The organism is Streptomyces sp. NPDC053513, from assembly GCF_044544765.1.
GTDB classification, from domain to species: domain Bacteria; phylum Actinomycetota; class Actinomycetes; order Streptomycetales; family Streptomycetaceae; genus Streptomyces; species Streptomyces litmocidini.
In genome coordinates, this window is the sequence record NZ_JBITXP010000015.1 from 89,820 (window position 1) to 115,112 (window position 25,293).

Here is a 25,293-nt window from a genome sequence, read left to right on the forward strand (position 1 = left end):
TGCCACGCTGTGGGAAGGTCCTTGCTTCGAGTGCGCTCGAAGCAGTTGGCTTGAGCGTCATGGAGTACACGCAGCTCGGACGCACCGGACTCAAGGTCAGCCGACTCGTCCTCGGGACGATGAACTTCGGACCGCAGACGGACGAAGCCACCAGTCACGCCATCATGGACACCGCCCTCGACGCGGGGCTCAACTTCTTCGACACCGCGAACGTCTACGGGTGGGCGGAGAACAAGGGGCGGACGGAGTCGATCATCGGCTCCTGGTTCGCCAAGGGCGACGGCCGCCGTGACCGTACGGTCCTCGCCACCAAGGTCTACGGGAACATGGGCCCCGACGGCGAGGCCTGGCCCAACCACGACAAGCTCTCGGCGCTCAACATCCGCAGGGCCGTGGAGGCCAGTCTCAAGCGGCTCGGCACCGACTACATCGATGTCTACCAGTTCCACCACGTCGACCGGGCGACTCCCTTCGAGGAGATCTGGCAGGCCGTCGACGTCCTCGTCCAGCAGGGCAAGGTGCTCTACGCCGGGTCCTCGAACTTCCCCGGCTACAAGATCGCCCAGGCCAACGAGGTCGCGGCGCGGCGGGGCTCGGTCGGGCTCGTCAGCGAGCAGTGCCTCTACAACCTCTTCGAGCGGCGCGCCGAGATGGAGGTGATCCCGGCCGCGCAGGAGTACGGCCTCGGGGTCATCCCCTGGTCGCCGCTGCACGGCGGTCTGCTCGGCGGCGTCCTGAGGAAGGAGACCGAGGGCAAGCGGCGCACGGAGGGGCGCGCGGCGGCCACGCTGGCCGACCCGACGGCGCGGGCGCAGCTCCAGGCGTACGAGGACCTGCTCGACAAGCACGGTCTGCAGCCCGGTGAGGTGGCTCTGGCGTGGCTGCTGACCCGGCCCGGGGTCACCGGGCCGATCGTCGGGCCCCGCACCCCGGAGCAGCTGGCGGGCGCGCTGGCCGCTCTGGAGCTGGAGCTGAGCGAGGAGGTGCTGGCCGGGCTCGACGAGATCTTCCCCGGGCCGGGGCCGTCCCCGGAGGCCTTCGCCTGGTGACCCCCTGAGGGGGCCGGGTCCCGGGGCCTGCCTGACGGGTCCCGTCGGATCAGGTCCTAAGGGGCTCCCAGCCAGCTCGTGGCGTCCAGGCGGAACGCCGTCTCGGCGGGGACGACGTTCCGCAGGGCCGCCTCCATGTCCCGGACGCGGTCCGCGCCGAGTGCGGTGATCCATTCCGCCCGCAGGTCGTCGAAGACCGCGGCGGAGCGGGCGAGGGCGTCGTACCCGCGCGGGGTGAGCCGGACGAGTTTGCGGCGCGCGTCGGCGGGGTCGTCGGCGCGCTCCGCGTAGCCGACGGCGAGCAGGCGGTCGACGGTCTTGCCGGCGGCCTGCTTGGAGACGCCGAGGCGCCGGCCGATGTCGCTGGCGGTGGCGCCGTGGACCCCGATGGCCTGCATGGCGAAGCCGTGGGCGGGGCGCAGGTCGGGGTGGCCCTCGTCGGCGAGGCGGGCGTGCAGCCGGTCGATGAGGGTGCGGAAGCCGCCGAAGAGGAGCAGGGGCAGTTCGTAGCCGGGGGTGTCGTGCACGGGGGGTGCCCCCTTGCCCTTATCGACAACCTGGTTTACGTTTTCTCCAGCGACATGGTCAACCATGTTGTCCATTCTAGCCCGGGGGAACCGCCTTGACCGCACCGCTCGACATGCCCGCCCGCACCGCCGCCGCCGTCGCCCTCCTCAAAGAGACCTCCCCGGAGACCCTCGACGGCTTCCTCCGGCTCAGCGCGATCTTCGAGTCCACCACCCTCGACCCGCACTCCCGCGAGACGGTGATCCTGACCGTCGCCGAGCGCAACCAGTGCCACCTCTGCGTCGACATGCACGAGGGGAAGATGGCCGCCCTCGGACCCGCCCCCGACGCCGAACGCCTCGCCGCCGTACGGAAGTTCACGCTCCAGGTCCTCGCCTCCTCCGGCGCGGTGAGCGACGAGGACCTCGCCGCCTTCGAGAAGGCCGGCCACACCCGCCGCAACGCCCTGGAGGTCGTCCTCGGCATCGGCGCGTACACGGTGTCGACCTTCGCGAACCGCCTGGTCCGCGCCGCCTGACCGTCAGGGCGCGTACGGGCCGCCCAGGCCCCACGCCTGGTGCATCGCGTCGGCGAAGGCGGCCGCCAGCTTGCGCTCGCCGCTGGGGCCGGGATGGGTGCCGTCGTAGGTGTCGGCCCCGAGGTCGTACGACTCCGGGACCGTCGCGAGGAGGAGGGGCGAGGCCGCCGTGTCCAGGTCGGCCACCGCCTTCGCGAGGAGCTCGTTGAAGCGGGCGCACTCGGCGGCGAACGGCGCGTCGTACCCGGCGCGGACGTTGGGGATGACCGGCAGGAGGACGGCCCGGACGCGCGGGTTCGCCGCACGGGCCGCCGCCACGAACGCCCGGACGTTCTCCTCCGTCTGGTCGCTGTTCGTGTAGAAGCCCAGGTCGATCAGGCCCAGGGAGATCAGCAGCACGTCCGCCCCCGTGGCCGCCACCGTCTCGCCGATCACGGGCGCCATGTGCAGCCAGCCCTCGCCCCAGCCCGCCAGGTGCCGCCGGGCGCCGGCGGGGAACGCGGGATCGGGGTACGCCTCCGACGACGGGGCGTCGGCGGCGGGGTCGTACAGGCCGGAGCGCGGCCCGACGATCTCGTACCCGCCGGGGAGCGTCGCCTCCAGGTGCTCCCACATGCGGTACCGCCAGGTCCAGTCGCCGGCGCGTCCGATGGTCATGCTGTCGCCGACGAACAGAAAACGCATGGTCACATCATCGCGGACCGCGCCCCGGACCTGCGACGTGATCCGGGACACGGGCGTCCTTCAGCGCTTCAGGAAGCCGTCGACCGTCGCCGCGACCCACTCCGCGTCGTCGTGCCACGGGTAGTGTCCCGCCCCCGCCAGGACCGCGAGCTCCGCCTTCGGGAACAGCTCCGCGTACGCCGTGGCCGTCGGCACCGGCGTGTTCGCGTCGCCCTCCCCGGCCACGACGAGCACCGGACGGTCGAACTCCGCGAACACCGCGCGCGTGGCCTCCGGTTCGAAGGCGCCCTCGCTCGTGTAGATCCCCGCGGCCTCTCCGTTCCGCCGCCGGTCGCTCTCGGCGTGCCGCTCCCGCGCCGCCTCGTCCCAGGTTCCGTGGAAGAACGGCGCCACCGCCCGGAAGGTCTCCGCCGAACCCCGGCCCGCCGCCAGCTCCCCCAGGGCCGCGTACGCCTCCGCGAACCACGGCTCCCCCTCGCGCCACGGCCGCCGCGCCGCCGCGAGCCGCTCCTCCCCGCTCGTGTCGAGCCCGACCGCCGCCGTGCCCGGCGCGAGGAGGACGAGCCGGGCCACCCGCTCCGGATGCCGTGCCGTGTACAGCGCGGCCAGGTTCGCGCCCGCCGAGTGCCCGAGGAGGTCGACCGTGTCGAGCCCGAGGTGCGCGCGCAGCGCCTCGACGTCCCCGACCTGCCGGTCGCATCGGTACGAGGCCGGGTCCTCCGGCACCGCCGAGGCGCCGGTGCCCCGCGGGTCGAGCCGGATCAGGGTGCGACGGGCGTCGAGCCCGCCGAGGTCGCCCAGATAGGCGGAGTCCTGCATGGGGCCGCCGGGCAGACAGATCAGCGGGGCGCCGGAACCGGACGCGTGGTACGCGAGCAGGGTGCCGTCGGAGGCGGGGAAGGTAGGCATGGGCGCGACCCTGACAGGGGCCCCGGTACGGGTCAATCGGGTTTCCGTGCCGTCGTGGCACGCTTGATCCATGCGATCTGCTCTGTGCGCCCTCGGCGCGGCCGCCGCCCTCGCGCTGCTCCCGGCCGGCCATGCCCGTGCCCAAGGGCAGGACCCCGACCGGGACTTCACGATCGAGGACGCCCGGATCACCGAGTCCAGCGGCCTCGCCGCGAGCCGGGCCCACCCCGGGATCTACTGGACGCACAACGACCAGGACGCGCCCCTGATCTACGGCGTCGACTCCCGTACGGGAAAGACCGTCGCCACCCTCACCATGGCCGGCGTCGGCACCCCCCGCGACATGGAGGCGATCGCCGTCGGCCCGGACGGCGACATCTACGTCGGCGACATCGGCGACAACCTCGACGGCTCCTGGGACCACGTCTGGATCTACCGCTTCCCCGAGCCGAAGACCCTGAAGGACCAGACCGTCCGGGCGAAGCAGTACGTCGTGAAGTACGCCGACGGGGCCCGCAACGCCGAGGCCCTGATGGTCCATCCGAAGACCGGCCGGGTGTACATCGCCAGCAAGAACGAGAAGGGCGGCGGCCTGTACGCGGGCCCCGAGCGGCTCTCCCCGTCCGGCACGAACGTCTTCCGGCGCGTCGACGAGGTGCCCTGGGTGACCGACGGCGCCTTCTCCCCGGACGGCGACCGGCTCGTCCTGCGCGGCTACTTCACGGCCGAGGAGTACGCCTGGAAGGACGGCCGCCTCGGCGACGGGGGCACCCCCGTGGGCGCCCCCTTCCAGGGCCAGGCCGAGTCCGTGACGTACACCCCGGACGGCTCGGCCCTCATGTTCGGCTCGGAGGGGAGGAACAGCCGGGTGGTGCGGGTCGAGCGGGATTCCGGGCGCCCCGCGGAGAAGCCGACGGAGGCGCCGGGCGGTGCGCCCGAGTCCCCGTCGGCCCCCGCCGCCGAGGGCGAGAAGGGCAACGTCACCGTCGGCTTCCTCGTCCTCGCCGGCGCCACCGTCCTCGTGGTCGGCGCCAAACGCCTGCTGCGCCGGGGCTGAGCCGCCGGGGACGGCGGATCAGCAGGGGCTCAGCCACCACACCCAGCGCCAGTCGGCGTGACGGTCCTCGCTGTAGCCGCCGGGCGAGGTCCAGCGGACGATCCCGTCCCGGTCGTAGAACCTGGCGTACAGGGTCGAGCGCTGGTTGTTGATCCACGATCCGGTCGTGTTCCAGTAGATGCGGACCGGGTAGTTGCAGGTGAAGAGCCGCAGCTCGTCGCCCCCGAAGTTCTCGCCGCTGTAGGCGCACACGTACGTGTAAGGGCAGCCGGCCAGCACGCCGACGCCGGCGTCCTTCGAGCCGAGGTCCCTGGCGTGCTCCTCCCCGGGCAGCGCGAGCAGCAGTTCGCCGCCCGGTACGGCGATCTTGTTCGCGCCGATCTGGGTGCCGTGCACCTTCGCGAGGTAGCCGTCGACCCGCTCCTGGAGGCTCTTCGCCTGGGCCCCGGTCAGTCCGGCGGCCCTGGCCTGCGCCGCGAACTCGCCGCCGCCCGTGGCCGCTCCGGCCGCGCTCGGCGCGGCCACGAGGGCCAGGACCGCCATCAGCAGGGCGGTGAAGACCTTCGCCCACCCGCGTGTCCGTGAGGAACTCTGCTCTGCCACTGGGTCATCCCTCCGTCGCGCCCCGACGCGGTGCCGGGGCGGGGCACCACTGTGCGGTGCGCGGTCCGTCCGCGTCGTTGGCGATGGGCGCAGATTCGCGTCGCAGTGGGCGCAAAAGACCGCGCTTTTCAAGCGAGTTGACCGACATTCCGCTGTCGTGAGGCCCGCCCGGTGCCCACGATGGACGTGGACACGTCACTGGGGGTGAGGGTGAGAACATCGGTCTCCACCACGAACGTCAGCGCCCGTGACGGCTTCGAGTGGTGGGCGCAGATGGTCGGCGACGCGATCATGCCGGTGACGATCACCAGCCCGCACGCCGACCGTTTCCGGGGGTCCGCCACGGCGATCGAGCTGGGCGACACCGACCTCTCCGTCCTCGCCTTCTCCCCGATGTCCGCCCGGCGCGCCGCCGCCCACATCCGGCGCGCGGACCCGGAGCACTACTTCCTCTTCCTCGTCCACGGCAGCCCCATCGGCATCGAGCAGCGCCGCAACAACTCCCTCCTCGGCGCGGGAGACATGGCGCTCTTCGGCACCTCGACCCCCCTGATCTCCCAGTTCCACGACGAAGGGCGGCTCTCGCGGGTCACTCTGCTGCGGCTGTCCCGGGCCGCCCTGCCGCTGTCGCCGGACCGGGTGGAGCGGCTGCTCGGCACCGCGTTGCCCTCGCGGGCCGGGGCCGGGGCACTGCTCGCCTCGTACCTGAACGGCCTCGGTGCCCAGGCCGACCGGTGCGGGCCCGCCGAACTGCGGCGTCTGGGCGGCATCGCGCTCGACCTGTCCGCCACCCTCCTGTCCGCCGCGAGCGACAGCCCCGCCCCGCTGCCCGCCGAGACCCGGCAGCAGGTCCTGCGCGCCCGGATCCGGGCCTTCGTCGACCACAACCTGTCCGATCCCGAGCTGGGCCCGGCGGTGATCGCGGCCCACCACCACATCTCCGTACGCCTGCTCCACCTGCTCTTCCGCGAGGAGCCGGAGACGGTCGGCGCCATGATCCGTCGGCTCCGCCTCGAACGGAGCCGCGCGGACCTCGCCGACCCGCGCCTCGGCCACGGCGGGATCGGCGAGATCGCGGGCCGGTGGGGCTTCCGGCACCAGGCGGACTTCAGCCGGGCCTTCCGCCGCGCGTACGGCATGGCGCCGAGCGACTACCGGCGGGAGAGCCGGGATCCGGCGGGAACGCCGAAGGGCCCGGCGCGGACGGTGTCCGCTGCCGGGCCCTCGTACGGCGAGAAGGTCAGAGCTTCTCGATGACGTAGTCGATGCAGGCCGTCAGGGCCCGCACGTCCGCCGGGTCGACCGCCGGGAACATCGCGATCCGCAGCTGGTTGCGGCCCAGCTTGCGGTACGGCTCGGTGTCCACGATGCCGTTGGCGCGCAGCACCTTCGCGACCGCCGCCGCGTCGATCTCGTCCGCGAAGTCGATCGTGCCGATGACCTGCGAGCGCTTCGCCGGGTCGGTGACGAACGGGGTCGCGTGCTTCGACTCCTCGGCCCAGGTGTACAGGGCGTCCGAGGACTCCTTCGTCCGGGCCACGGCCCAGTCCAGACCGCCCTGGCCGTTGATCCACTTCAGCTGCTCGTTGAGCAGGAAGAGGGTCGAGAGAGCCGGGGTGTTGTACGTCTGGTTCTTCAGCGAGTTGTCGATCGCCGTCGGCAGGGAGAAGAACTCCGGGACGTGGCGGCCGGACGCGTGGACCTTCTGCGCCCGCTCCAGGGCGGCCGGGGAGAAGGCCGCGAGCCACAGGCCGCCCTCGGCGGCGAAGGACTTCTGCGGGGCGAAGTAGTAGACGTCCGTCTCGGTGATGTCGACCGGGAGGCCGCCCGCGCCCGAGGTCGCGTCGACCAGGACGAGCGCGCCCTCGTCGGCGCCCGCGACCCGCTTGATCGGGGCGGCGACACCGGTGGAGGTCTCGTTGTGGGTGTACGCGTAGACGTCGACGCCCGCCTCGGCCACCGGCTCCGGGTGGGTGCCCGGGTCGGAGGAGATCACGGTCGGCTCGGCAAGCCAGGGAGCCAGCTTGGCGGCCTTCGCGAACTTGGAGGAGAACTCGCCGAAGGTGAGGTGCTGCGACTTGTTCTCGATGAGACCGTGGGTCGCGACGTCCCAGAAGGCGGTGGAGCCGCCGTTGCCCAGGATCACCTCGTAGCCCTCGGGCAGCGAGAAGAGGTCGGAGATGCCGGCACGTACCTCGCCGACCAGGTTCTTGACCGGAGCCTGGCGGTGGGACGTGCCGAGGAGGGAGGTGCCGGTGGCGGCCAGGGCGTCCAGCGCCTCCGTACGCACCTTGGAGGGGCCCGCGCCGAAACGGCCGTCGGCGGGCTTGATGTCAGCGGGAATCTGGATCTCAGCCACGAGGCGGAGGGTATCGGGTCGCGGAGGCGCCGGTCGTCGGATGTCCGCCCGATGAGACGAGGAGTGAGACATCCTGGCGTTGTGGGAAGACACGAGGAAGACCCGTCCGGACTCGCCGCCGACCTGCGTGCCGCCGTCGCCGGCGAGGTCGACTTCTCCGTCACCGCCAGGGCTCTGGCGACGATGGACGCCTCCAACTACCGCCGCGTTCCTGCCGGTACGGTCGCGCCGCGCGACGCCGCCGACGTCGCGGCCGCCCTGGAGGTGTGCCGGGCGCACGGCACCGTGCCGGTCGTCGTCCGGGGTGCCGGGACCTCGATCGGGGGGCAGGCGACCGGCACCGGCGTCGTGCTCGACCTCACACGGCACATGGGCGGGATCGTCTCGCTGGACCCCGAGGAGCGGACGGCCGTCGTCCGGCCGGGGCTCGTCCTCGACCGGCTGCGGGCCGCGGCCCGCCCGTACGGGCTGACCTTCGGCCCCGACCCGTCCACGCACAGCCGCTGCACCCTCGGCGGCATGATCGGCAACAACGCCTGCGGGGCGCACTCGGTCGCCTGGGGGACCACGGCGGACAACGTGCGCTCGCTCGAAGTGGTGACGTACCGGGGAGAGAGGTTGACGTTGGGGGCGGGTGGGCGGGGTGCGCCCGCCGGACTCCTGGAACTCGTCGACCGCCGTCTCGCCCTCCTCCGGACCGGCTACCCGGCCGGACTGCCCCGCCGGATCTCCGGCTACGCCCTCGACGCGCTGCTCCCCGAGCGGGGCGTGGACGTGGCCCGCTCCTTCTGCGGCAGCGAGGGCACGCTCGGCGTGGTGACGGAGGCGACGGTGGCCCTCGTCCCGCTGCCCGCCGAGCCCGTCCTCGTCGTCCTCGGGTACGCGGACGAGAGCGCGGCGGCGGACGCGGCCGCCGGGCTGCTCCCCTACGGGCCCCTGACGGTGGAGGGCATGGCGGCCGATCTCGTGCGGGGCGCCTCCGGGCTGCCGAAGGGCGGGGCGTGGCTGTTCTGCGAGGTCGACGGGGAGGCGGCGGCCCGCGATCTGGTTCGGGCCGCGGACGCCGTCGACGCGGCCGTGGTGCGGGAGGCGGCCGGGCAGCGGGCGCTGTGGCGGATCCGGGAGGACGCGGCGGGGACGGCGACCCGGACGCCGGGGGGCGGGGATGCCTGGCCGGGCTGGGAGGACTGCGCGGTGCCACCGGCGAGGCTCGGCGCGTACCTCCGTGAATTCCGCGCCCTGCTGGCGGACTTCGGGCTCCGGGGAGTCCCGTACGGGCACTTCGGGGACGGGTGCGTGCACGTGCGGATCGACTTCGACCTGTGGACGGGCAGGGGCGTACGGGACTTCCGCCGGTTCTCGGAGGCGGTCGCCGACCTCGTGGTCGCCCACGGCGGCTCGCTCTCCGGCGAGCACGGCGACGGGCAGGCGCGGGCCGAACTGCTGCCGAGGATGTACGGCGAGGAACTGGTCGGCCTCTTCGGCGCGGTCAAGGACGTGTGGGACCCGGACGGGGGCCTCAACCCGGGGATGCTGGTGCGGCCGAAGCGGCTCGACGAGGGGCTGCGCTTCGAGGGGCTGCCGCTGGTGGGGGTCGGCAGGGCCGCCGCCCGGTGCGTCGGGGTGGCCAGGTGCCGGGTGGACGGGCCGAGCACGGGGCCGGGCGTGATGTGCCCCTCGTACCGGGCGACGGGGGAGGAGAAGCACTCCACCCGGGGCCGGGCGCGGCTCCTGCACGAGATGGCGCTCGGCGAGGTGATCACCGACGGCTGGCGCTCGGAGGAGGTGAAGGAGGCCCTCGACCTGTGCCTGTCCTGCAAGGGCTGCCGCAGCGACTGCCCGGTGGGCGTCGACATGGCCGCGTACAAGGCGGAGTTCCTCGACCGGCACTACGCGGGCCCCGGTGGCCTGCTGCGCCGGCCGCGCTCGCACTGGACGATGGGCCGACTGCCGGGGTGGCTGGCGCACTTCGGGCGGGGGCTGAACGCGGCGATGGCGCTGCCGTTCGCGGCGCGGCTCGCGGGGGTGACGCCGGAGCGGACGATGCCGAGGGTGGCGGAACGGTCCTTCGCGTACTGGTTCGCCCAGCGCGCCTCGACCCGCCCGCCGGCCCTCACCCTCTGGCCGGACACCTTCACGAACCACCTGGCGCCCCAGGTCGGCGAGGCCGCCGTCCGCGTCCTGGAGGACGCGGGCCTCGGGGTGGAGCTGCCCCCGGGCCGGGTCTGCTGCGGGCTCACGTACGTGTCCACGGGGCAGCTCGGGGCGGCACGGAGGGTGATGCGCCGGACGCTCGACGCGATGGGGGCGGGGATCGGTGGCGCCGGGGAGGAGGGTGCCGGGGGGCGTGTCCGTCCCGTCGTCGTCCTCGAACCCTCCTGCGCGGCGACCCTCCGCACCGACCTGCCGGAGCTGCTCCCGGACGATCCCCGCGCGGCGCGGCTCGCGGGGGCGGTCCGCACCTTCGCGGAGGCACTGGAGGAGCTGGCCCCCGACTGGGCCCCGCCCCGCCTCGACCGGCCGGTCACCGGCCAGACCCACTGCCACCAGCACGCCGTCCTGGGCGACGCGGCGGACCGCCGCCTCCGGGAACGGGCGGGCCTGACGGGCGACCTCGCGGGCGGCTGCTGCGGCCTGGCGGGCAACTTCGGCTTCGAACCGGGCCACTACGAGGTGTCGGTCGCGTGCGCGGAGGACCAGTTGCTGCCCGCCCTGCGCGCCGCCGGAGGCGCGACGGTCCTGGCGGACGGCTTCTCGTGCAGGACGCAGATCGGCGACCTGGCGGACGTGCGCGGGCGGCACCTGGCGGAGGTGCTGGCGGAGGGGCTGGACGAGGAGTAGAAGGGCCACGACGCGGGGGCCACTGCCGCACTCGCGTCGAATCCGACCTGTTTAGAGTGCGGGGATGAGCACCTCCCCCGCCGCCCCCGCCTCCTGTTCCTGCTGCGGTGAGCCCCTCGCCGACGAGCGGCGCATCGACCTCCGCTTCGGCCTGCCCGACGTCGCCTTCGAGCTGCCCGAGGAGGCGCGGCGGTCGCCCGGGCCGAGCGCGCTGCTCGCCCTCGACGGGGCCGGGTCCTTCGTGCGGTGTCTGCTGCCGGTGCGGCTGACGGGGGAGACCGAGCTGGTGCTCGGGACGTGGGTGGAGGTCGACGAGGAGACCTTCCTGCACACCGCCGCCGTCTGGGAGGACGAGGCCGCCTACCCGGAGCTCGTCGTGCGCGGCCGGCTCGCGAACGCCGTACGCCCGTGGGGCGAGGAGGTGCTCGGGGCGGAGTTCACCGGGCGGATCTCCGACCCCGGGGAGCTGCCGTACCTCGTGGAGGGGAACGACCCGGCGGCCGTACGGCTGCTCGGCGAGACCTGGGACCGGGACCACGTGCTCGCCCGCTTCCCGCACCCCCTGCCCGTCGCCGTGCGGACCGACCTCGACGAGGGGTGGTCGGTGGAACGCACGGCGGGGTTCTCCGCCCGGTTCGAGAACGGCGCCGACCAGTTCGCGGCGGCGGACCGCAGTGTCGCCGTGGGGCTCTTCCAGGACACCGAGCCGGGCCGTACCGCCGAGGACTTCCTCGCCGCGCTCCTCGAACGCGCCCCCGAGGCGCCGGAGGGACAGCACCACACCGAGCGCCTGCCGGACGGCGGCGTGCGGTACGCCTTCTGGTTCGCGCCCCGGGACACGGGGCGGACGCGCCACGAGCTCACGGCGTACGCGGTGGAGCCGGACGGTTCGGCGGCCGGGCTGTTCTGCTCGTACGAGGACCCCGGGCAGCACGCCTGGGCCCTGCACGTCTGGCGCTCCCTGCGGCGGGAGGCCGTGGTCACCTCCCGCTGACGATCTCCCGGGCCATCGTCACCAGCGCCTCCGTCGCCGGGTGCGGAAAGGCGTCCCGCCAGGCGAGGAGCACCGGCAGCGGGGGCGCGTCGGGGAGCGGGCGGTAGGTGACGCCCGGGTGGGGGTGGAGGGCCACGGTGGAGGCGGAGGAGACGCCGATGCCCCGGCCGGCGGCGATCGCCGTGAGCCAGTCGTCGGTGTTGGCGACGGTGAGGGTGGCCGTCGGGCGGGCGGCGGGGGGCCAGAGCGCGAGGGTGGTCGCTCCCGAGACGGTGTTGAGGACGATCGTCTCGCCCGTCAGGTCGGTGAGCGCGAGGGCGGGGCGGTCCACGAGCGGGCTGTCGGCGGGCAGCGCGGCCACCCGCTCCTCGGTCGTGAGCTCCGCCGTGACCAGACCGGGCGCCTCCACGGCCCCGCGCAGCAGCGCCGCGTCGACCTCGCCGCGGGCGAGACCGGCGGTGCGGTCGTCGATGCGGAGGAGTTCGAGCGGGGTCTCCGGGTGGGCGCGCTGCCAGCGCCGGAGCAGGGGCGTGGTGTACGGGCCGAAGGCCGACCAGGCGTGCCCGAGGCGGAGCGGGCGGTGGCGCAGTCGCGCGGGGTCGACGGCGGCTTCGAAGGCGGCGAGGGCGGCGGCCGCCCGGTCCTGGAACGCGCGGCCTTCGGCGGTGAGCGCGAGGTGGTGGGTGGAGCGGTCGACGAGCCGGGCGCCGAGGTGCTGCTCCAGGGCGGCGAGCGTGCGGGAGACGGCGGGCTGGGTGAGGTGGAGCCGGGCGGCCGCCCTGGTCAGGCTGGACTCTTCGGCGATGGCGAGGAAGCAGCGGAGGTGGCGCAGCTCGATGCTCATGCGTCCGGAGCATAACCGCAGCGCAATCGGCATTTCCGGTGCGGCGCACGGGCTCTTAGCGTGGGAAGGGCATTCCGGCTGCGGGCCGGACGGACGGTCCACTACGCTGGACTCGTAGTTCATTAAAGTGGACCGATGTGTGGATGGAGGAGTCTTCGGTGGACAGTCCCGCCAAGGAGGTGGCCCCGGCCGCGGCACCCGCGCCAGCGGTCCGCTCCGCGGCCGGGCGCCGGTTCGGACCCGTCGCGCTCGTCGTCGCCGGCGGGCTGTCCGTGCAGTTCGGCTCCGCCGTCGCCGTCCTGCTCATGCCCCGCGCGGGCGCCCTCGGAGTCGTCACCCTGCGGCTCGTGCTCGCCGCCGCCGTCCTGCTGGCCGTCTGCCGGCCCGGGATCCGCGGCTACGGCCGCGCCGACTGGGGGACGGTCGTCGCCTTCGGCACCGCCATGGCCGGTATGAACATCCTCTTCTACCAGGCCGCCGACCGGATCCCGCTGGGCGCCGCCGTGACCCTGGAGGTCCTCGGCCCGCTGATCCTCTCCGTGGTCGCCTCCCGCCGGCTGATGAACCTCCTGTGGGCGGGGCTCGCCCTCGGCGGCGTCGTCCTCCTCGGAGGCGGCGGCTTCGACCGCCTCGACCCGCTCGGCGCGGCCTTCGCGCTCGCGGCGGGCGCCATGTGGGCCGCGTACATCGTCTTCAGCGCGCGCACGGGCCGCCGCTTCCCGCAGGCCGACGGGCTCGCGCTCGCCATGGCCTTCGGCGCCGTCCTCAGCCTGCCGCTCGGCATCGCGGAGGCGGGCGACAGGCTCCTCGTGCCGTCGACGATCGGCCTGGGCCTCGCCGTCGCGCTGATGTCCTCGGTCCTCCCGTACACCCTGGAACTCCTCGCGCTGCGCCGGCTGCCCGCGCCCACCTTCGCGATCCTGATGAGCCTGGAACCGGCCATCGCCGCGACGGCCGGCTTCCTCGTCCTCGACCAGGCCCTGTCCGGCACCGACGCCCTCGCGATCGCCCTCGTCATCGCGGCGAGCATGGGCGCGGTCCGCACCCAGGCGCGCCGCCGCGACGGGGGACGGTCCTGACCGTCCCGGTCCGGCCCCCGGATCCTGGTCGCCCCGGTCCTGACCGGCCTCCGAGGGATCAGGCGTCGCCCTGGACGAGGGCGTGCAGGTGCTGGTCGTGCCATCCGTCGGCGTGCAGCAGCGCGCTGCGCATGGTGCCTTCGAAGGAGTACCCGGCCTTGTCGGCCACACGGCAGGACGCCGGGTTGGCCACAGAGTGGCACAGGCGCAGGCGATGCAGGCCGAGGTCGTTCAGGGCCCACTCGCCGAGGCGTTTCGTGGCCTCGACCGCCACGCCGCCGCCCCGCGCGGCGGGGAGGAGCCAGTAGACGATCTCGGCACTGCCGCCGGCGAGGTCGATGTCGCCCCATCCGATCAGCCCCATCGCCTCCCGGCCCGGCCGGGCGACGGCCCAGATCGCGCTCCTCTCGGCGCGCCACCGCTCGTGCATGCGCTCGATCCGCCGGCGCGCCCCCTCCGGCGTCTCCTCCGGCAGCCGGTTCCACCGGTGGATCGCGGGGTCCCGGCCGGCGGTCACCAGGACGTCGGCGTCCGAGAGCCGCCAGGGGCGCAGCTCCAGGCCGCCCGGCAGCCCGAGCACGGGCTGCTCCATTCCGGCCATCCGGCCTGTGGGGACGACTGCCGGTACGGGTGATTCGGAGATCATCGCGGCATCCTGCCACGGCCTCCGGCCAGGTCAGCCGCCGAGCCACCGGAATCCGCCCCGGGTGACCCGATCCCGTCGATCTTTGGCCACCCGGCTGTTGAGGGGGCCGGGGGCGGCGCCGATCATGGGGGGACTGTCAGTCGTACGTCGTCGGTCGGACGAGGAGGGGGAGCCGGACATGGCCCTGGAGATGCGTGAACGGTGCGAGCGTTGTGAGACCGAGGCCCTGGCGCCGGACGGGCCCGCCCGGATCTGTTCGTTCGAGTGCAGCTTCTGCGTCCCGTGCGCCGACGCCATGAACGACGTCTGCCCCAACTGCGGCGGCGAGCTGGTGGCGCGCCCGCGGCGCGTCCGCGGATAGGGGCCGGGACGTGCGGAGGGGGAGTCGGGCGCTGACCGCGGTGGTCGCCGCGGTCCTGCTGGGCGGCTGTTCGTCGTCCGACGCCGACGAGGTGAGGGCGTACTGGCAGGACTACTGCACCAGGCTGGGTGCGTGGCAGGAGGCGCGGAACTCCGTGGACGCCTTCCCGAAGAAGCCCGGAAGCCCCGCGGACGGAGGTGCCGGGGCGCTCGCCCCGACCGTGGTCTCCGCCGCCCAGGTCCTCGACTCGAAGGGCCACGACGAGGACAGCGCCCGCGTCCTCGACGACACCGTCGCCGCGGTCACGGGCGCCGATCCGGTGGCCGAGGGACGGATCGTCTCCTCCTGCGACCGGGCCGGTTTCGAGAGCCTCATGCGGTAGGCCATGCGGGAGGCGCGGCCGGGGAAGCGCCGGAGCGCCGGGGTCCGCATCCGCGGGCGTCCCGGCGCCCGCGCAGGTCGGAGGGGGAGTCCCCGGCGGGGTCCATCAGCGTCGCTGATGATAGTTGATACCTTCGCGAAGGTTTTTATTTCATGGGTCCATGACCGCATCCACCAGCTCCACTCCGGAGCCGGCGACACAGCCGGCTCGTCCCGGGGCCTACCCGGACGGCAGGACCCCCCTCGCTGACGCCGTGCTCGCAGTCGCCCGACGTGACATCGCCACGTTCCACGCGCTGCCGCTCTCGCACGGCCGGTCTATCCGCGACTCCCACATGCGGGAGACCTACGAGGCGCTCTTCGGCGTCGCGCAGCTCGCGGCCGACGTGTCCTACAGCGGCACGATGCTCGACTCCTTCTTCCGGCCGCGGGGCCCGCTCCGCGAGGCCCAGCGCCTCGCGGCCCGCAGCTTCGGCGCCGACGCCACCTTCTTCCTCTCGGCCGGCACGAGCACCGCCAACCGGGTCGCCCTGACCGCGCTGACCCAGCCCGGCTCCCGCGTCCTCGCGGACCGCTCCTGCCACCAGTCGGTGCACTTCGCCCTCAACTCGCTCGGCGTCCAGGTCGCGTACGCCCCCATGCAGCGCTGCTGCGACGGCTGCCCCCGGACGTACGCGGACCTGCCCCGGCTCCTGGAGATGTTCCGCGCCGCCGCGGCCGAGGGCCGGCCCTTCGACACCGTCGTCCTCTCCGCCGTCTCCTACGACGGCGTCCGGTACGACCTGCCGACCGTCCTCGCCGAGCTCGCCGCCGTCCACCCCACCGTCTCCGTCCTCGTCGACGAGGCCTGGGGCGCGGCGCACCGCTTCCACCCCCGGCTGCGCCCGCTCACCGCGCTGCACGCCGTCGAGACGCTCCGCGCCGCCGACCCGCGCCTCGCCATGAACGTGGCCGTCACCCACTCCGCGCACAAGTCGATGTCCGCGCTCCGCCAGGGCTCGTACCTGCACCTCATCGGCGACGGAGAGGCCCAGGAGCGCACCGCGCAGGCCCTCTTCCAGCACCACACCACCTCGCCCAGCTGGCCCGTCCTCGCCAGCCTGGACCTGGCCCGGCTCCAGGCCGAGACCGAGGGCGAGTCGCTCCTCGGCCGCTCCCTCGGTCTCGCCCGCACCCTGCGCGTCGAGCTCGCCACGGACCCGAGGCTCTCCGCGTACCGCCCGCTCGGACCCGACGGCCACCTCACCGACGCCGCGCAGCTCGTCAGCGACGACCCCACCCGGGTCCTCGTCGACATCAGCGCCCTCGGCATCACGGCCGCCGACTTCCGCCGGATGCTCTTCGACGAGTACGCGCTGTACGTGGCCCGGGAGAGCGGCGACGCCGTCCTCTTCCACATCCACATCGGGGTGGACGAGGCGACCCTGCTGCGGCTCCTCGACGCCCTGCGCACCATCCAGCGCACCTACCGGAGCGCCTCCGCGGCCCTGGCCACGGGCACCTCCGAGCACTTCATCATCGCCTACCCGCCCGGCATCCCCATCACGGTGCCCGGCGAGAAGCTCTGCGAGCGGACGCTCAGTCAGATCGACACCTTGCGCTCCAGCGGCTGCGAGATCTACACGCTGCGGAACCCCACCGTCTCCGCCCGCGAGCTCGCCGTCCAGGCCGCCGCCACCGGCTCCGTGCCGGTCACCGCCGACCACCTGACCGTCGAGAGCCTGACCGGCGAGAACCTCCGCGGCGAGGGCCTCGCCGCCGAGCAGCTCGGCACCGAGCGCCTCAGCACCCAGCAGCTCGCCGGTGCCGCGGCCGCCGTCTCGGCCGCCGGCACCACCGCGGCCACCGTCACGGCCGCCGCGACCGCCGTCTCCACCAGCTGATCCGCCACTTCCGGACCCCGAGGAGAGCACCTCCATGATCAAGATCGCGGACATCCGCAAGCACGCCGCCCGCTGGCCCCAGCGCGTCGCCGTCGTCGACGGCGAGACCCGCATGACCTGGGCGAACTTCGCCGACAAGGTCAGCCGGGTGGCCTGCGCCATCCAGGACCTGCTGCCCGAGACCCGGCCCGCCCGCGCGGTCTTCCTCGCCGAGAACAGCTGGGAGCTGGTGGTCTCCATGGCCGCCGTCAGCTCCCTCGGCATCCCCTGCGTCGGCCTCGACTACACCGCCGGGCCCGTCGCGACCGCCGCCGCGCTCGACCAGCTGGAGCCGACCGTCGTCATCACCTCCAAGGCCCACCGGAGCCTCGTCGAGGAGTGCGGCTGGCCGGGCGGCAGAGACATCCTCGACATATTCGTCGACAGCGAGCCCGCGGGCCTGCCCGACGGCCGGACCGTCTCCGTCAGCTTCACCGACCTCCTCGTGTCGGCCCCCGGCGAACCGCGGCCGGTGGAGCAGCCCTTCGAGGCCTTCTCCTTCACCTCCGGCACCAGCGGCGTCCCCAAGATGGTCGTCCGGCGCACCTCCTTCGAGGCCCGCCGCTTCGCCGACCTCGTCGACCAGTACGCCTTCGACGAAGAGGACGTCCACCTCGTCACGGTGCCGCTCTACCACGCCTCCGGGCCGGGCTGGGCGCGCATCTTCCTCACCCTGGGCGGCACCGTCGTCCTCGGCCCCCACGACGACGCCGAGGAGCTCATCCGCATCATCCAGGACGAGGGCGTCTCCACCACCCTGATGGTGCCGCCGGTCCTGGCCCGGGTCGTCGCCCACCCGAACTCCGAGCACCTGCACAAGACCTCCCGCCTGCACTTCGTCCTCTCCGGCGGCCGGCACCTCAACCGGTGGGTCATCAACAACGCCTGGGACCGGCTCGGCCCGGTGCTCCACCTCTACTACGGCACGACCGAGACCGGCGTGAACGTCATGATCGGTCCCGAGGAGCTGCACGTGGCTCCCTGCCGCTCCGGCCGCCCCATGCCCGGCAACACCGTCGTCGTCCTCGACCCCGAGAACAAGCCGCTCCCCAAGGGCAGCCGGGGCCGGGTCGCCATCGCCAGCTACCAGCTGATGGACAGTTACGCGACGAGCGAGCCCGACTTCATGACCCTCGACTACGGCGGCCGTACGCAGCGCTTCCTGCTCACCGGCGACAGCGGGCTCATCGACGAGGCGGGCCGGCTCGAACTCACCGGACGCAACGACGGCGTGGCCAAGGCCGAGGCGGGCAAGCCGCTCGACGTCAACATCTTCGGCCTCGAAGCCGACCTGATGGACCTGCCCTGCGTCCGCGAGACGGCCGTCCTGCGCACCAGCCTCCCCGGGGTCGGCGAGGCGCTCGTCGTGCCCTTCACCCCGGTCGCCCCCGAGCGCCAGGAGAGCGGCTACCGGGCGGTCAGCGCGGCCTGCGCCCGCCGGGTGCCGTGCCTCCCGGCGTACGTGGTGCCCGTCGAGTCCATCCCGTACAGCCCGACCGGCAAGGTCCGGGCCGCCCAGCTCCTGGAGTCGGTCCTGCCGCTGCTCGACATCCGCCCCGCGGAGTCCCGCGAGCCGGAGACGGCCGGGGTCTGACCCGCCCCCCCTGTACGTGGCCGGGTTCCGGAGCCCGTACCCCCTCCTCCGGATCCGGGACCCGGCCGCTCCCCCCCCCGTACGGCCCCCGCACTCCCCTGAACCCCCCTCAACTCCCATCCGGCTCAGGCCCGACAGGAAGACTCATGAACAGTCAGAACACGTACACGCGAGGCGTTCTCCTCTGCCTCCTGGCCACGGTGTCCTGGGGCGCGATGTTCCCCCTCATGGACTCCACCCTGAAGCACATCGACCCCTTCACCTTCACCGTGATGCGGTACACCATCGCCGGTGCGATGTTCCTGGTCTTCCTCCGGATCCGCGAGGGGAAGGCGGGGCTGCGCCTCAAGGGCGAACGCATCGGCCTGGCCTGGCTGTTCGGCACGGCCGGCTTCGCGGGCTTCCAGTTCCTGGTCTTCTTCGGCCAGGACCTCATCGGCGAGCGGGGCGCCCTGAACGCCTCGATCATGATGGCGACCATGCCCATGATGGGCTTCCTGGTGAACTGGGTGCTGAAGAAGGTCGTTCCGCCGAAGTTCTCGCTCGTCTTCATCGCGATGTCCTTCGTCGGCACCATCCTCGTCGTCTCCGACGGTGACATCGGCTCGCTGATCGCCGACCCGAAGACGGCCGGCGCCGACGCCCTGCTGCTCTTCGCCGCGCTGTGCTGGGTCGTCTACACCTCGGGCGCGAGCTACTTCCCGACCTGGTCCCCGATCAAGTACACGGCGATCACCACGGTCCTCGGCCTCGCCAGCGCCGCCGTGATCACGGCGGTCATCCTGGCCACCGGCGGCGTCCCGGTCCCGACGGCCGGCGCCGTGGGCTCGATCCTTCCCCAGCTCGCCTACATGAGCGTCATCGCCGGCTTCGTCGGCGTCCTCGGCTGGAACTTCGGCAACCGCTACCTCGGCCCGCTCAACGGCGTCCTCTTCATGGACGTCGTGCCGATCACGGCCTTCGTGATCTCCGCCCTGACCGGTGTCGTCCCGGCCGGCATGCAGATCGTGGGCGCCACGCTCACGGCGGCGGCGCTGGTCTTCAACAACCTGTACCTGCGCCGGGTCGCCGCCAAGGCCGCCGCGGCCGCCCCGGCCCCGGTCGTGGCTTCCGGTTCCGGTTCCGGTACGGCTTCCGGTACGGGTTCCGCTTCCACGCCGGCGCCGGTCGCCTCGGGCAGCAGGTCCTGACCGGCACCGACCCGCTGAACGCGTACGGCGTGGCCTCCCGCATCCGTGGGGGGGCCACGCCGTTTCCCTGCTTCTCACGGCGGGCACGCGGCCGATCAGCCGCGCAGCCCTTCGAGGAGGACGGTCCGCAGCTCCTCGTGCCGCTCGGTGAGGTCCCTGCGGCGGCTGAGGACGTCCGAGATGTGCTGCATCCCGAAGAAGGCGGAGACCAGTACGCGGGCCGCCGCGCGCGGTTCCACTCCGTCCCGCAGTTGTCCCGCGTCCCGGGCCTCGGCGATCAGCCGGCTGAGGTAGTCCTCCCAGCCGACGTACGGCTCGGGGAGCTCGGCGTCGATGAGGGCCCGCTCGATCTGGAGCCGCGCACCGGCCTGGACGACGATGTCCCGCGCGAACGCCCGGGTGACCGCGTCGAGGACGGCGACGAGCGTGTCGAACGGCTGCTCGTGGTCACCCTCGGCGCCCTTGAGGATCTCGGGCCAGCGCGCGTAGTGCTCCTGCACGACCGCGACCGCCAGGGCCTCCTTGTTCGTGTAGTGGAAGTACACCGCCCCCTTGGTCATCTCCGCGCGTTCGGCCACGTCCTGCAGGGTCACGGTCGCGTAGCCGCGCTCGGCGAAGAGCTCGGCCGCCGACTGGAGGATGTGCACCTTCGTGCGCCGGGCGCGCTCCTGTTTCGGTTCGCTCCGGGGCTTGGGGTCGCCGCTCCGGGGCCTGGGTTCGGTGTCCCGCTGCCTGGGTTCGGTGCTCCGGGGCCTGGGTTCGGTGCTCCGTTGCCGGGGTCCGGGGCCCCGTTGCCCGGCTTCGCTTCGTGGTGTCGCCATGTCCGTCCGCCTCTCTCGTTCCTACGCCTTGCAATATACATTCTCGAAGGTATATTTCTTGCTGCCGAGGGGCCACCGAGGTCCCTCGTCGCCACGATGCTTCACCTTGAGGGGGATAAGGATGTCCATCGGTGTGCTGCAGACCGTGTTACCCGTCGAAGCGCCCACGCCCGTCGAGCCCCTGGAGTCGCTCGTCCGGGAGGCCAAGGAGGGCCTGAGCTTCGACCGCACGATCTCCCGCCGGTTCGTGCACCGCGCCTCGGTGACGGAGGTCTTCCTCACCGACGCGGCCGTCGCCGGGGCCGACCGCTTCCTGGTCGGCGCGCAACTGCCCCGGAACCACGCCCTGTACCGCCCGGAGACCACCGGGCAGTGCGACTTCATGCTGCTGGTCGAGACCGTACGGCAGGCCGGCATCTTCCTGAGCCACCGGTACCACGACGTGCCGCTCGGCCACCACTTCATCTTCAAGGCGCTGTCGCTGCGCATCAGCGACCCGGCCGCCCTCCGGGTCGGCTGCGGCCCGCTCGCGGTCGTCCTCGACGTGAAGGTCGTGACGCCCGCCGGCGGCCGCAACCCGCGCCGCTTCGACGCCCGCTTCGACATGGTGATCGAGGTCGGCGGCCGGGAGTGCGCCCGCGCCTCCGCCGGAGTCGTCGTGATCGACGGCGTCCGGTACGGACGGCTCCGGCAGCGCGGCCGGGCCGCCGGGACCGCGGCCGCGCCGCCCGGGACCTCCACGTACGGGACCTCCGCGTACGAGACCTCTCCGTACGAGACCTCCCCGTACGGGACTTCCGCGCACGGGACGGCCGCGGGCGCCGACGACGACCGGTACGTCCTGCGCCCCGTACCCGCCGCGGAGGAGCGGGCCAGGCCCGCCGGCGTCCGGGAATGGCGACTGCACGTCGACCCCGCGCACCCCGGCTACTTCGAGCACCCCTCGGACCACGTGCCCGGGATGCTGCTCCTGGAGGCCTTCCGGCAGGCCGCCCGGGAGACGGCGGGAGGCGCCGCGCTGACCACGCTGGACGCCGACTTCGCCGTCTTCGGCGAGCTGGCCGAGGCCGTGGCCGTCGAGGCAGCGCCGACGGAGGACGGCCGGGTGCGCCTCTCCGCCACCCAGGGCGGACGCGTCCTCGCCACCGCCGTCGCCCGCTGCGCCTGACGGCACGGCACCCCGTGCGGCCGCACGTCCCGCCGCCGCACGTTCCAGGCAAGAACGGACGAGCGTAGAAAGGCAGAAGGATGGAACTCCAGCACTTACGGGCCTTCCGCGAAGTGGCCCGGGAACTCAGCTTCACCCGTGCGGCCCACAACCTGCACTACTCCCAGCCCGCGGTGACCGCGCAGATCAAGGGCCTGGAAGAGGACATGGGGGCCTCGCTCTTCCAGCGGCGCGGCAACCGCTCCGTGGAACTCACGCCGGCCGGCGCGCGGCTGCGCCCGCTGGCGGAGCGGATCCTCGAACTCGTCGAGACGGCGCAGTACGAGATCGCCGACCCCGCTCCCTCCGCGGCGGCCCGCCGGACGGCCCCGCAGGCCGCCATGACCGGCCGTTTCGCCACCGACCGCCTCGCCACCGACCGCCTCGTCGACAGAGGAGGCAGAGCATGAGCATCGCCCCGGCCCGGGCCGCGTTCTTCGACGTGGACGAGACCCTGATCACCTGCAAGAGCATGGCCTGCGTCCTCGCCCGGTACTGGGGGCGCGGCGAGGTGGCCGCCCGCAGGCTCGCCGCGGCGCGCGCCTCCCTCCAGCGCCAGATCCGCGAGGGCGTGCCCCGCGAGCAGGTGAACCGCTCCTTCTTCCGCTTCCTCGCCGGCAGCCACCTCGACGACCTGGAGGCCAGCGGCCGGGAGTGGTACGAGAAGGCCCGCGCCGGCGGCCTGCTCCACCGCCCCGTGCACGAGGCGCTGCGCCGCCACCGGGACGCCGGCGACCTGGTCGTCCTCGTCTCCGGAGCCTTCTCCGCCTGCCTCGACCCGCTGGCCCGGGAGGTCGGAGCCGACCTCGTGGTGTGCACCGTGCCCGAGGTGACCTCGGCGGGCGTGCTCACCGGGGAGCTGACCGGCCCGCCCATGATCGGCGAGGCCAAGGCCGAGGCCGCCCGGCGGATCATGTCGGTCTTCGGCCTCGCCGCCGAGGAGTGCTTCGTCTACGCCGACGACGAGAGCGACCTGCCGCTGCTGCGCTCCGTCGGCCACCCGGTCCTGGTCGGCGACGGGCCGATCTCCGCCCCGCCGTCCGAGACGGCGTCCTGGTCCCGGCTGCCGGGCCCCGCGCCGGTGATCCCACCCGCCGCGCCGGCCGGCTCCCCGACCGGCCTCCCGGCGGCCGCGCGCCCCGCGCACGCCCCGGCGACGCGGGCGGCCTGAGGCCCCGTACCGGGGCGCGGACCCCTCCGCCGCCGCGGCCCACCACGGAAGCCCCGCCCACGGACCCGGTCCCGGTTCCGGCTCGGGCCCGCACGGAAGCCCCGCCCGTACGAGGGTTCCGCCCGTACGAGAGTCCCGACGCCACGGCGACTCCTGGGACCTGGGGAAGCGCCTGTCACGCGCGTGACTTCCCGTAACTTCCGTGACGTGCGTACTCCCCGCACTCCCCGCACTCTTGCGCATCCCCCACAGGCGCAAGCCCCGCCTGCGCAGCCCCACGTGCGCGACCCACCCGCGCGACCCCACCTGCGCAGACCCCACCCGCGCGACCCCGCTCGTGCGGCTCCATCTGCGCGACTCCACTCGAGTGCGACCCCACCCGCGCGACCCCACCCGTGCAGCCCACCCGCGCAACCCCGCTTGTGCAGCCCCACCTGCGCAATCCTGCTTGTGCGAGCTCCTCCGCGCAGCCCCACCTGTGCGAGCTCCCGCCGTGCGGCCCCACCCGCGCAGCCCCGCGCCGCCCTCGCCTCGCCTTGCCCCGCCCCCGCCCGGCTCAGCCGCTGCGGGAGCCCGACAACGCGGGCTCCAGGATGTCCCAGACCTCGCTCACCAGCTCGGCGGGACCCGTCGCGTCCGTCTCCGTCACCACGGCAGGCGCACCGACGAGGAGGGCGACGACGAGCCGGGCCAACAGGTCGGCCGGATGGGCGGTGCGGACCGAGCCCTCTCCCTGCCCCTTGCGGATCAGGCGCGCCACGATGTCGCAGAGCCTGCCGATGGGGGCGGGCGTGGTCCCCTCGGCGCGGGCGGCGTCCAGGACCAGGCGCAGGCCGGCGGCGAAGGGGAGGTCCTCGTGCACCCGGTGGGCGAGGTCGAGGAGCAGCCTCCGCAGGGTGGGCAGGGCCGCGCCGCTCTCCTCCGCCTCGCCGACGGCGGTGGCGAGGGCGTCGGTCCAGGCCGTCTCGAAGGAGCGGGTCAGTTCGCCGGCGAGGTCGGCCTTCGAGGAGAAGTGTCCGTAGAGAGCTCCCTTGGTCAGTCCGGTGCGGGCCGTGATGTCGGCCAGGTTCGTCCCCGCGAATCCGTGCAGGGCGAACTCGGCCGCTGCCGCGCCGAGCACCAGGTCATAGGTCATGCGGGCCCTGTCCTGTTGCCTCACCGAGCGTCCGCCTTCCTTCCGCTGTAGCGGCCCTCCATGTCTCTCATGACGGCCTCTCAGAAAATACCTTCCAGACAGAATCTTTTTCTACTCGCATCAGCACCACCACTGAACCTCCACGCAAGGAGTACGAGTCATGACTGTCGTCGACGCCCCGGTCGCCCTCGCCGCCGCCCCCTCCCTCACCCCCTCCTCCCTCACCCCCTACTCCACCACTCTCTCCTCCGCCCCCCTCGCCCATGCCCGGCTCCGGGCCGCCGCCGCGCGCCACGCCGAGGAGGCGGAGCGGACCGGCCTGCTCCACCCCGAGGCCGTCGAGGCGATGACCGCCGCCGGCCTCGCCCGGCACTTCGTGCCCCGCCGCTGGGGCGGCAGAGCCGGGGGCTTCGCCGAACTCCTCGACACGGTCGCCGAGACCGGCACGGCCTGCGCCTCCACCGCCTGGTGCGCGGTGCTGCTCGCCGCCCACGGCCGCCTCGCCGCGCACCTGCCGACCGAGGGGCAGCGCGAGCTGTGGGGCGACTCGCCCGACGTGCGCGTCGCGGCGGCGATCGTGCCCCCCGCCGGCCGGCTCGCCCGGGTGCCCGGCGGCTGGACCCTGTCGGGGGAGTGGGCCTTCGCCAGCGGGATCGAGCACGCCGACTGGGTGCTCCTCGCCTCCCTCGACCACTCGGGGGGCGGCGCCCCGGCGTACCGGGTCCTCGCGGTGCCGCGCGAGGTGGTCCGGATCCGTGAGACCTGGGACGCGGTCGGGCTCCGCGCCACCGGCAGTCACGGCGTCGCGGTCGACGGCGTCTTCGTGCCCGAGCACCGCACCTTCCTCCGCGAGGCCCTGGTGGCCGGCGTCGCCGACGCCGACGCGGCCCCCTGCCACCGGGTGCCCTACCAGCTGGTCGCCGCGCTCCTCTTCGCCGCACCCGCCCTCGGCGCGGCACGCGGGGCCCTGGAGGCCTGGACCCTGCTCGTCGGCATGCGCCGCCTGCCCGACGGGCGGCCGCTCACCGACGACCCGGCGGTCCAGCAGACCCTGGCCCGCTGCTCCGCCGAGATCGACGCGGCCCGCCTGCTCCTGGAGGCGGCCGCCGCCCGCGCCGACGGCCCGGCCCCGGGCCCGGCCGCCGTCGCCCTCAACCAGCGCGACGCGGCCCTCGCCGTCGACCTCCTCACCGGCGCGGTGGAACGCCTCCTGCGCACCGGCGGCGCCCGTGGTCTCGTCGCGGGCGGGGCCCTGGCGCGCGCCTGGCGCGACATCCACGCGATCGCCGCCCACGCCGCCCTCCAGCCCGCCCCGGCGGCCGCGGCCTACGCGGCGACGGTCTTCCCCTCGGGCGCCTGAGGCCGGGCGCCCTGCTTCCCGTACGGCCCCTCCCGTACGAC

25 protein-coding genes are annotated in these 25,293 nt (G+C 73.8%); 16 read left to right on the plus strand and 9 right to left on the minus strand.

The annotated features are described in order from the left end of the window. Positions 1-59 precede the first annotated feature (59 nt). Positions 60-1,049: an aldo/keto reductase gene (locus ACIGW4_RS24785; protein ID WP_123454322.1), complete on the plus strand. Its 990-nt coding sequence runs from the start codon at positions 60-62 to the stop codon at positions 1,047-1,049. A 56-nt stretch (positions 1,050-1,105) separates the two neighbouring features. On the opposite strand, the gene ACIGW4_RS24790 is transcribed toward ACIGW4_RS24785, so the two are convergent. Beyond that, complete coding sequence (locus tag ACIGW4_RS24790; RefSeq protein WP_398713712.1) at positions 1,106-1,651, minus strand: MarR family winged helix-turn-helix transcriptional regulator; 546 nt, start codon at positions 1,649-1,651, stop codon at positions 1,106-1,108. Between the two features lie 38 nt (positions 1,652-1,689). Between ACIGW4_RS24790 and ACIGW4_RS24795 the strand changes: the two genes are divergently transcribed. Then, positions 1,690-2,094 carry a carboxymuconolactone decarboxylase family protein gene (locus tag ACIGW4_RS24795; RefSeq protein WP_398713740.1) on the plus strand — a complete coding sequence of 135 codons (405 nt, stop codon included), beginning with the start codon at positions 1,690-1,692 and terminating at the stop codon, positions 2,092-2,094. 3 nt (positions 2,095-2,097) lie between these two features. On the opposite strand, the gene ACIGW4_RS24800 is transcribed toward ACIGW4_RS24795, so the two are convergent. Both ACIGW4_RS24800 and ACIGW4_RS24805 read right to left on the minus strand, forming a co-directional pair. Next, the gene (locus ACIGW4_RS24800; protein WP_123457425.1) at positions 2,098-2,778 is read right to left on the minus strand and encodes a GDSL-type esterase/lipase family protein; all 681 of its coding nucleotides are present in this window, start codon (positions 2,776-2,778) and stop codon (positions 2,098-2,100) included. 60 nt (positions 2,779-2,838) lie between these two features. Beyond that, positions 2,839-3,687: an alpha/beta fold hydrolase gene (locus ACIGW4_RS24805; protein ID WP_398713710.1), complete on the minus strand. Its 849-nt coding sequence runs from the start codon at positions 3,685-3,687 to the stop codon at positions 2,839-2,841. A gap of 70 nt (positions 3,688-3,757) precedes the next feature. Here ACIGW4_RS24805 and ACIGW4_RS24810 point away from each other — a divergent pair, with 70 nt between their 5' ends. Further along, the gene (locus ACIGW4_RS24810) at positions 3,758-4,744 is read left to right on the plus strand and encodes a WD40 repeat domain-containing protein (protein WP_398713708.1); all 987 of its coding nucleotides are present in this window, start codon (positions 3,758-3,760) and stop codon (positions 4,742-4,744) included. Positions 4,745-4,762: 18 nt separating this feature from the next. Here ACIGW4_RS24810 and ACIGW4_RS24815 read toward each other — a convergent pair whose 3' ends face one another. After that, positions 4,763-5,347, minus strand: a complete 585-nt coding sequence (locus tag ACIGW4_RS24815) for a peptidase inhibitor family I36 protein (RefSeq protein ID WP_399582891.1) — start codon at positions 5,345-5,347, stop codon at positions 4,763-4,765. A 186-nt stretch (positions 5,348-5,533) separates the two neighbouring features. Here ACIGW4_RS24815 and ACIGW4_RS24820 point away from each other — a divergent pair, with 186 nt between their 5' ends. Then, positions 5,534-6,604 (plus strand): helix-turn-helix domain-containing protein, encoded by a 1,071-nt coding sequence (locus tag ACIGW4_RS24820; protein WP_399582892.1) that lies wholly within the window; start codon positions 5,534-5,536, stop codon positions 6,602-6,604. On the opposite strand, the gene serC is transcribed toward ACIGW4_RS24820, so the two are convergent. Continuing rightward, on the minus strand, positions 6,588-7,706 hold the full coding sequence (gene serC / locus ACIGW4_RS24825) for a phosphoserine transaminase (RefSeq protein WP_359591240.1): 1,119 nt from the start codon (positions 7,704-7,706) through the stop codon (positions 6,588-6,590). The genes ACIGW4_RS24820 and serC overlap by 17 nt on opposite strands. A 51-nt stretch (positions 7,707-7,757) precedes the next feature. Between serC and ACIGW4_RS24830 the strand changes: the two genes are divergently transcribed. Continuing rightward, complete coding sequence (locus ACIGW4_RS24830) at positions 7,758-10,547, plus strand: FAD-binding and (Fe-S)-binding domain-containing protein (RefSeq protein WP_399582893.1); 2,790 nt, start codon at positions 7,758-7,760, stop codon at positions 10,545-10,547. Positions 10,548-10,611: 64 nt separating this feature from the next. Beyond that, positions 10,612-11,541: a DUF2199 domain-containing protein gene (locus ACIGW4_RS24835; protein WP_399582895.1), complete on the plus strand. Its 930-nt coding sequence runs from the start codon at positions 10,612-10,614 to the stop codon at positions 11,539-11,541. On the opposite strand, the gene ACIGW4_RS24840 is transcribed toward ACIGW4_RS24835, so the two are convergent. Further along, a complete protein-coding gene (locus ACIGW4_RS24840) occupies positions 11,528-12,385 on the minus strand; it encodes a LysR family transcriptional regulator (RefSeq protein WP_398713696.1) in 858 nt (285 codons plus the stop codon). The genes ACIGW4_RS24835 and ACIGW4_RS24840 overlap by 14 nt on opposite strands. A gap of 143 nt (positions 12,386-12,528) precedes the next feature. Here ACIGW4_RS24840 and ACIGW4_RS24845 point away from each other — a divergent pair, with 143 nt between their 5' ends. Then, the gene (locus tag ACIGW4_RS24845) at positions 12,529-13,464 is read left to right on the plus strand and encodes an EamA family transporter (RefSeq protein ID WP_399582896.1); all 936 of its coding nucleotides are present in this window, start codon (positions 12,529-12,531) and stop codon (positions 13,462-13,464) included. A 58-nt stretch (positions 13,465-13,522) separates the two neighbouring features. Here ACIGW4_RS24845 and ACIGW4_RS24850 read toward each other — a convergent pair whose 3' ends face one another. Further along, the gene (locus ACIGW4_RS24850; protein ID WP_398713693.1) at positions 13,523-14,110 is read right to left on the minus strand and encodes a GNAT family N-acetyltransferase; all 588 of its coding nucleotides are present in this window, start codon (positions 14,108-14,110) and stop codon (positions 13,523-13,525) included. Between the two features lie 178 nt (positions 14,111-14,288). Between ACIGW4_RS24850 and ACIGW4_RS24855 the strand changes: the two genes are divergently transcribed. The 5 genes from ACIGW4_RS24855 to ACIGW4_RS24875 all read left to right on the plus strand — a co-directional run bounded on the left by ACIGW4_RS24855 (position 14,289) and on the right by ACIGW4_RS24875 (position 19,558). After that, entirely contained in the window at positions 14,289-14,471 is a 183-nt protein-coding gene (locus tag ACIGW4_RS24855; RefSeq protein ID WP_123454346.1) for a DUF1272 domain-containing protein, read from the plus strand. Positions 14,472-14,481: 10 nt separating this feature from the next. Beyond that, positions 14,482-14,853: a hypothetical protein gene (locus tag ACIGW4_RS24860; RefSeq protein WP_148086891.1), complete on the plus strand. Its 372-nt coding sequence runs from the start codon at positions 14,482-14,484 to the stop codon at positions 14,851-14,853. Between the two features lie 253 nt (positions 14,854-15,106). Next, positions 15,107-16,735, plus strand: a complete 1,629-nt coding sequence (locus ACIGW4_RS24865) for an arginine decarboxylase (protein ID WP_399582897.1) — start codon at positions 15,107-15,109, stop codon at positions 16,733-16,735. Between the two features lie 34 nt (positions 16,736-16,769). Then, positions 16,770-18,368, plus strand: a complete 1,599-nt coding sequence (locus ACIGW4_RS24870; RefSeq protein ID WP_399582899.1) for a class I adenylate-forming enzyme family protein — start codon at positions 16,770-16,772, stop codon at positions 18,366-18,368. 146 nt (positions 18,369-18,514) lie between these two features. Beyond that, positions 18,515-19,558, plus strand: coding sequence for a DMT family transporter (locus ACIGW4_RS24875; protein ID WP_398713688.1), 1,044 nt, complete (start codon positions 18,515-18,517; stop codon positions 19,556-19,558). A gap of 95 nt (positions 19,559-19,653) precedes the next feature. Here the strand turns inward: ACIGW4_RS24875 and ACIGW4_RS24880 are convergent, their stop codons facing one another. After that, on the minus strand, positions 19,654-20,379 hold the full coding sequence (locus ACIGW4_RS24880; RefSeq protein WP_359591252.1) for a ScbR family autoregulator-binding transcription factor: 726 nt from the start codon (positions 20,377-20,379) through the stop codon (positions 19,654-19,656). A 133-nt stretch (positions 20,380-20,512) separates the two neighbouring features. Here ACIGW4_RS24880 and ACIGW4_RS24885 point away from each other — a divergent pair, with 133 nt between their 5' ends. The 3 genes from ACIGW4_RS24885 (at position 20,513) to ACIGW4_RS24895 (ending at position 22,757) form a co-directional block, all read left to right on the plus strand. After that, positions 20,513-21,547 carry a ScbA/BarX family gamma-butyrolactone biosynthesis protein gene (locus tag ACIGW4_RS24885; RefSeq protein WP_399582901.1) on the plus strand — a complete coding sequence of 345 codons (1,035 nt, stop codon included), beginning with the start codon at positions 20,513-20,515 and terminating at the stop codon, positions 21,545-21,547. 80 nt (positions 21,548-21,627) lie between these two features. Then, entirely contained in the window at positions 21,628-21,996 is a 369-nt protein-coding gene (locus tag ACIGW4_RS24890) for a LysR family transcriptional regulator (protein ID WP_359591254.1), read from the plus strand. Further along, positions 21,993-22,757 carry an HAD family hydrolase gene (locus ACIGW4_RS24895; RefSeq protein ID WP_399582903.1) on the plus strand — a complete coding sequence of 255 codons (765 nt, stop codon included), beginning with the start codon at positions 21,993-21,995 and terminating at the stop codon, positions 22,755-22,757. The genes ACIGW4_RS24890 and ACIGW4_RS24895 overlap by 4 nt, the downstream gene beginning before the upstream one ends. A 556-nt stretch (positions 22,758-23,313) precedes the next feature. On the opposite strand, the gene ACIGW4_RS24900 is transcribed toward ACIGW4_RS24895, so the two are convergent. Further along, complete coding sequence (locus ACIGW4_RS24900; RefSeq protein ID WP_123454362.1) at positions 23,314-23,892, minus strand: TetR/AcrR family transcriptional regulator; 579 nt, start codon at positions 23,890-23,892, stop codon at positions 23,314-23,316. 160 nt (positions 23,893-24,052) lie between these two features. Between ACIGW4_RS24900 and ACIGW4_RS24905 the strand changes: the two genes are divergently transcribed. Next, positions 24,053-25,252, plus strand: coding sequence for an acyl-CoA dehydrogenase family protein (locus tag ACIGW4_RS24905; protein WP_399582905.1), 1,200 nt, complete (start codon positions 24,053-24,055; stop codon positions 25,250-25,252). The last annotated feature ends 41 nt before the right edge of the window (positions 25,253-25,293 follow it).

Bases quoted from the DNA above. Each gene is read 5' to 3' on its own strand.
- ACIGW4_RS24785 (WP_123454322.1), top strand. From the start codon at position 60: ATGGAGTACACGCAGCTCGGACGCACCGGACTCAAGGTCAGCCGACTC.
- ACIGW4_RS24790 (WP_398713712.1), bottom strand. From the start codon at position 1,651: ATGGACAACATGGTTGACCATGTCGCTGGAGAAAACGTAAACCAGGTT.
- ACIGW4_RS24795 (WP_398713740.1), top strand. From the start codon at position 1,690: ATGCCCGCCCGCACCGCCGCCGCCGTCGCCCTCCTCAAAGAGACCTCC.
- ACIGW4_RS24800 (WP_123457425.1), bottom strand. From the start codon at position 2,778: ATGCGTTTTCTGTTCGTCGGCGACAGCATGACCATCGGACGCGCCGGC.
- ACIGW4_RS24805 (WP_398713710.1), bottom strand. From the start codon at position 3,687: ATGCCTACCTTCCCCGCCTCCGACGGCACCCTGCTCGCGTACCACGCG.
- ACIGW4_RS24810 (WP_398713708.1), top strand. From the start codon at position 3,758: ATGCGATCTGCTCTGTGCGCCCTCGGCGCGGCCGCCGCCCTCGCGCTG.
- ACIGW4_RS24830 (WP_399582893.1), top strand. From the start codon at position 7,758: ATGAGACGAGGAGTGAGACATCCTGGCGTTGTGGGAAGACACGAGGAA.
- ACIGW4_RS24835 (WP_399582895.1), top strand. From the start codon at position 10,612: ATGAGCACCTCCCCCGCCGCCCCCGCCTCCTGTTCCTGCTGCGGTGAG.
- ACIGW4_RS24840 (WP_398713696.1), bottom strand. From the start codon at position 12,385: ATGAGCATCGAGCTGCGCCACCTCCGCTGCTTCCTCGCCATCGCCGAA.
- ACIGW4_RS24845 (WP_399582896.1), top strand. From the start codon at position 12,529: ATGGAGGAGTCTTCGGTGGACAGTCCCGCCAAGGAGGTGGCCCCGGCC.
- ACIGW4_RS24850 (WP_398713693.1), bottom strand. From the start codon at position 14,110: ATGATCTCCGAATCACCCGTACCGGCAGTCGTCCCCACAGGCCGGATG.
- ACIGW4_RS24855 (WP_123454346.1), top strand. From the start codon at position 14,289: ATGGCCCTGGAGATGCGTGAACGGTGCGAGCGTTGTGAGACCGAGGCC.
- ACIGW4_RS24870 (WP_399582899.1), top strand. From the start codon at position 16,770: ATGATCAAGATCGCGGACATCCGCAAGCACGCCGCCCGCTGGCCCCAG.
- ACIGW4_RS24875 (WP_398713688.1), top strand. From the start codon at position 18,515: ATGAACAGTCAGAACACGTACACGCGAGGCGTTCTCCTCTGCCTCCTG.
- ACIGW4_RS24880 (WP_359591252.1), bottom strand. From the start codon at position 20,379: ATGGCGACACCACGAAGCGAAGCCGGGCAACGGGGCCCCGGACCCCGG.
- ACIGW4_RS24890 (WP_359591254.1), top strand. From the start codon at position 21,628: ATGGAACTCCAGCACTTACGGGCCTTCCGCGAAGTGGCCCGGGAACTC.
- ACIGW4_RS24895 (WP_399582903.1), top strand. From the start codon at position 21,993: ATGAGCATCGCCCCGGCCCGGGCCGCGTTCTTCGACGTGGACGAGACC.
- ACIGW4_RS24900 (WP_123454362.1), bottom strand. From the start codon at position 23,892: ATGACCTATGACCTGGTGCTCGGCGCGGCAGCGGCCGAGTTCGCCCTG.
- ACIGW4_RS24905 (WP_399582905.1), top strand. From the start codon at position 24,053: ATGACTGTCGTCGACGCCCCGGTCGCCCTCGCCGCCGCCCCCTCCCTC.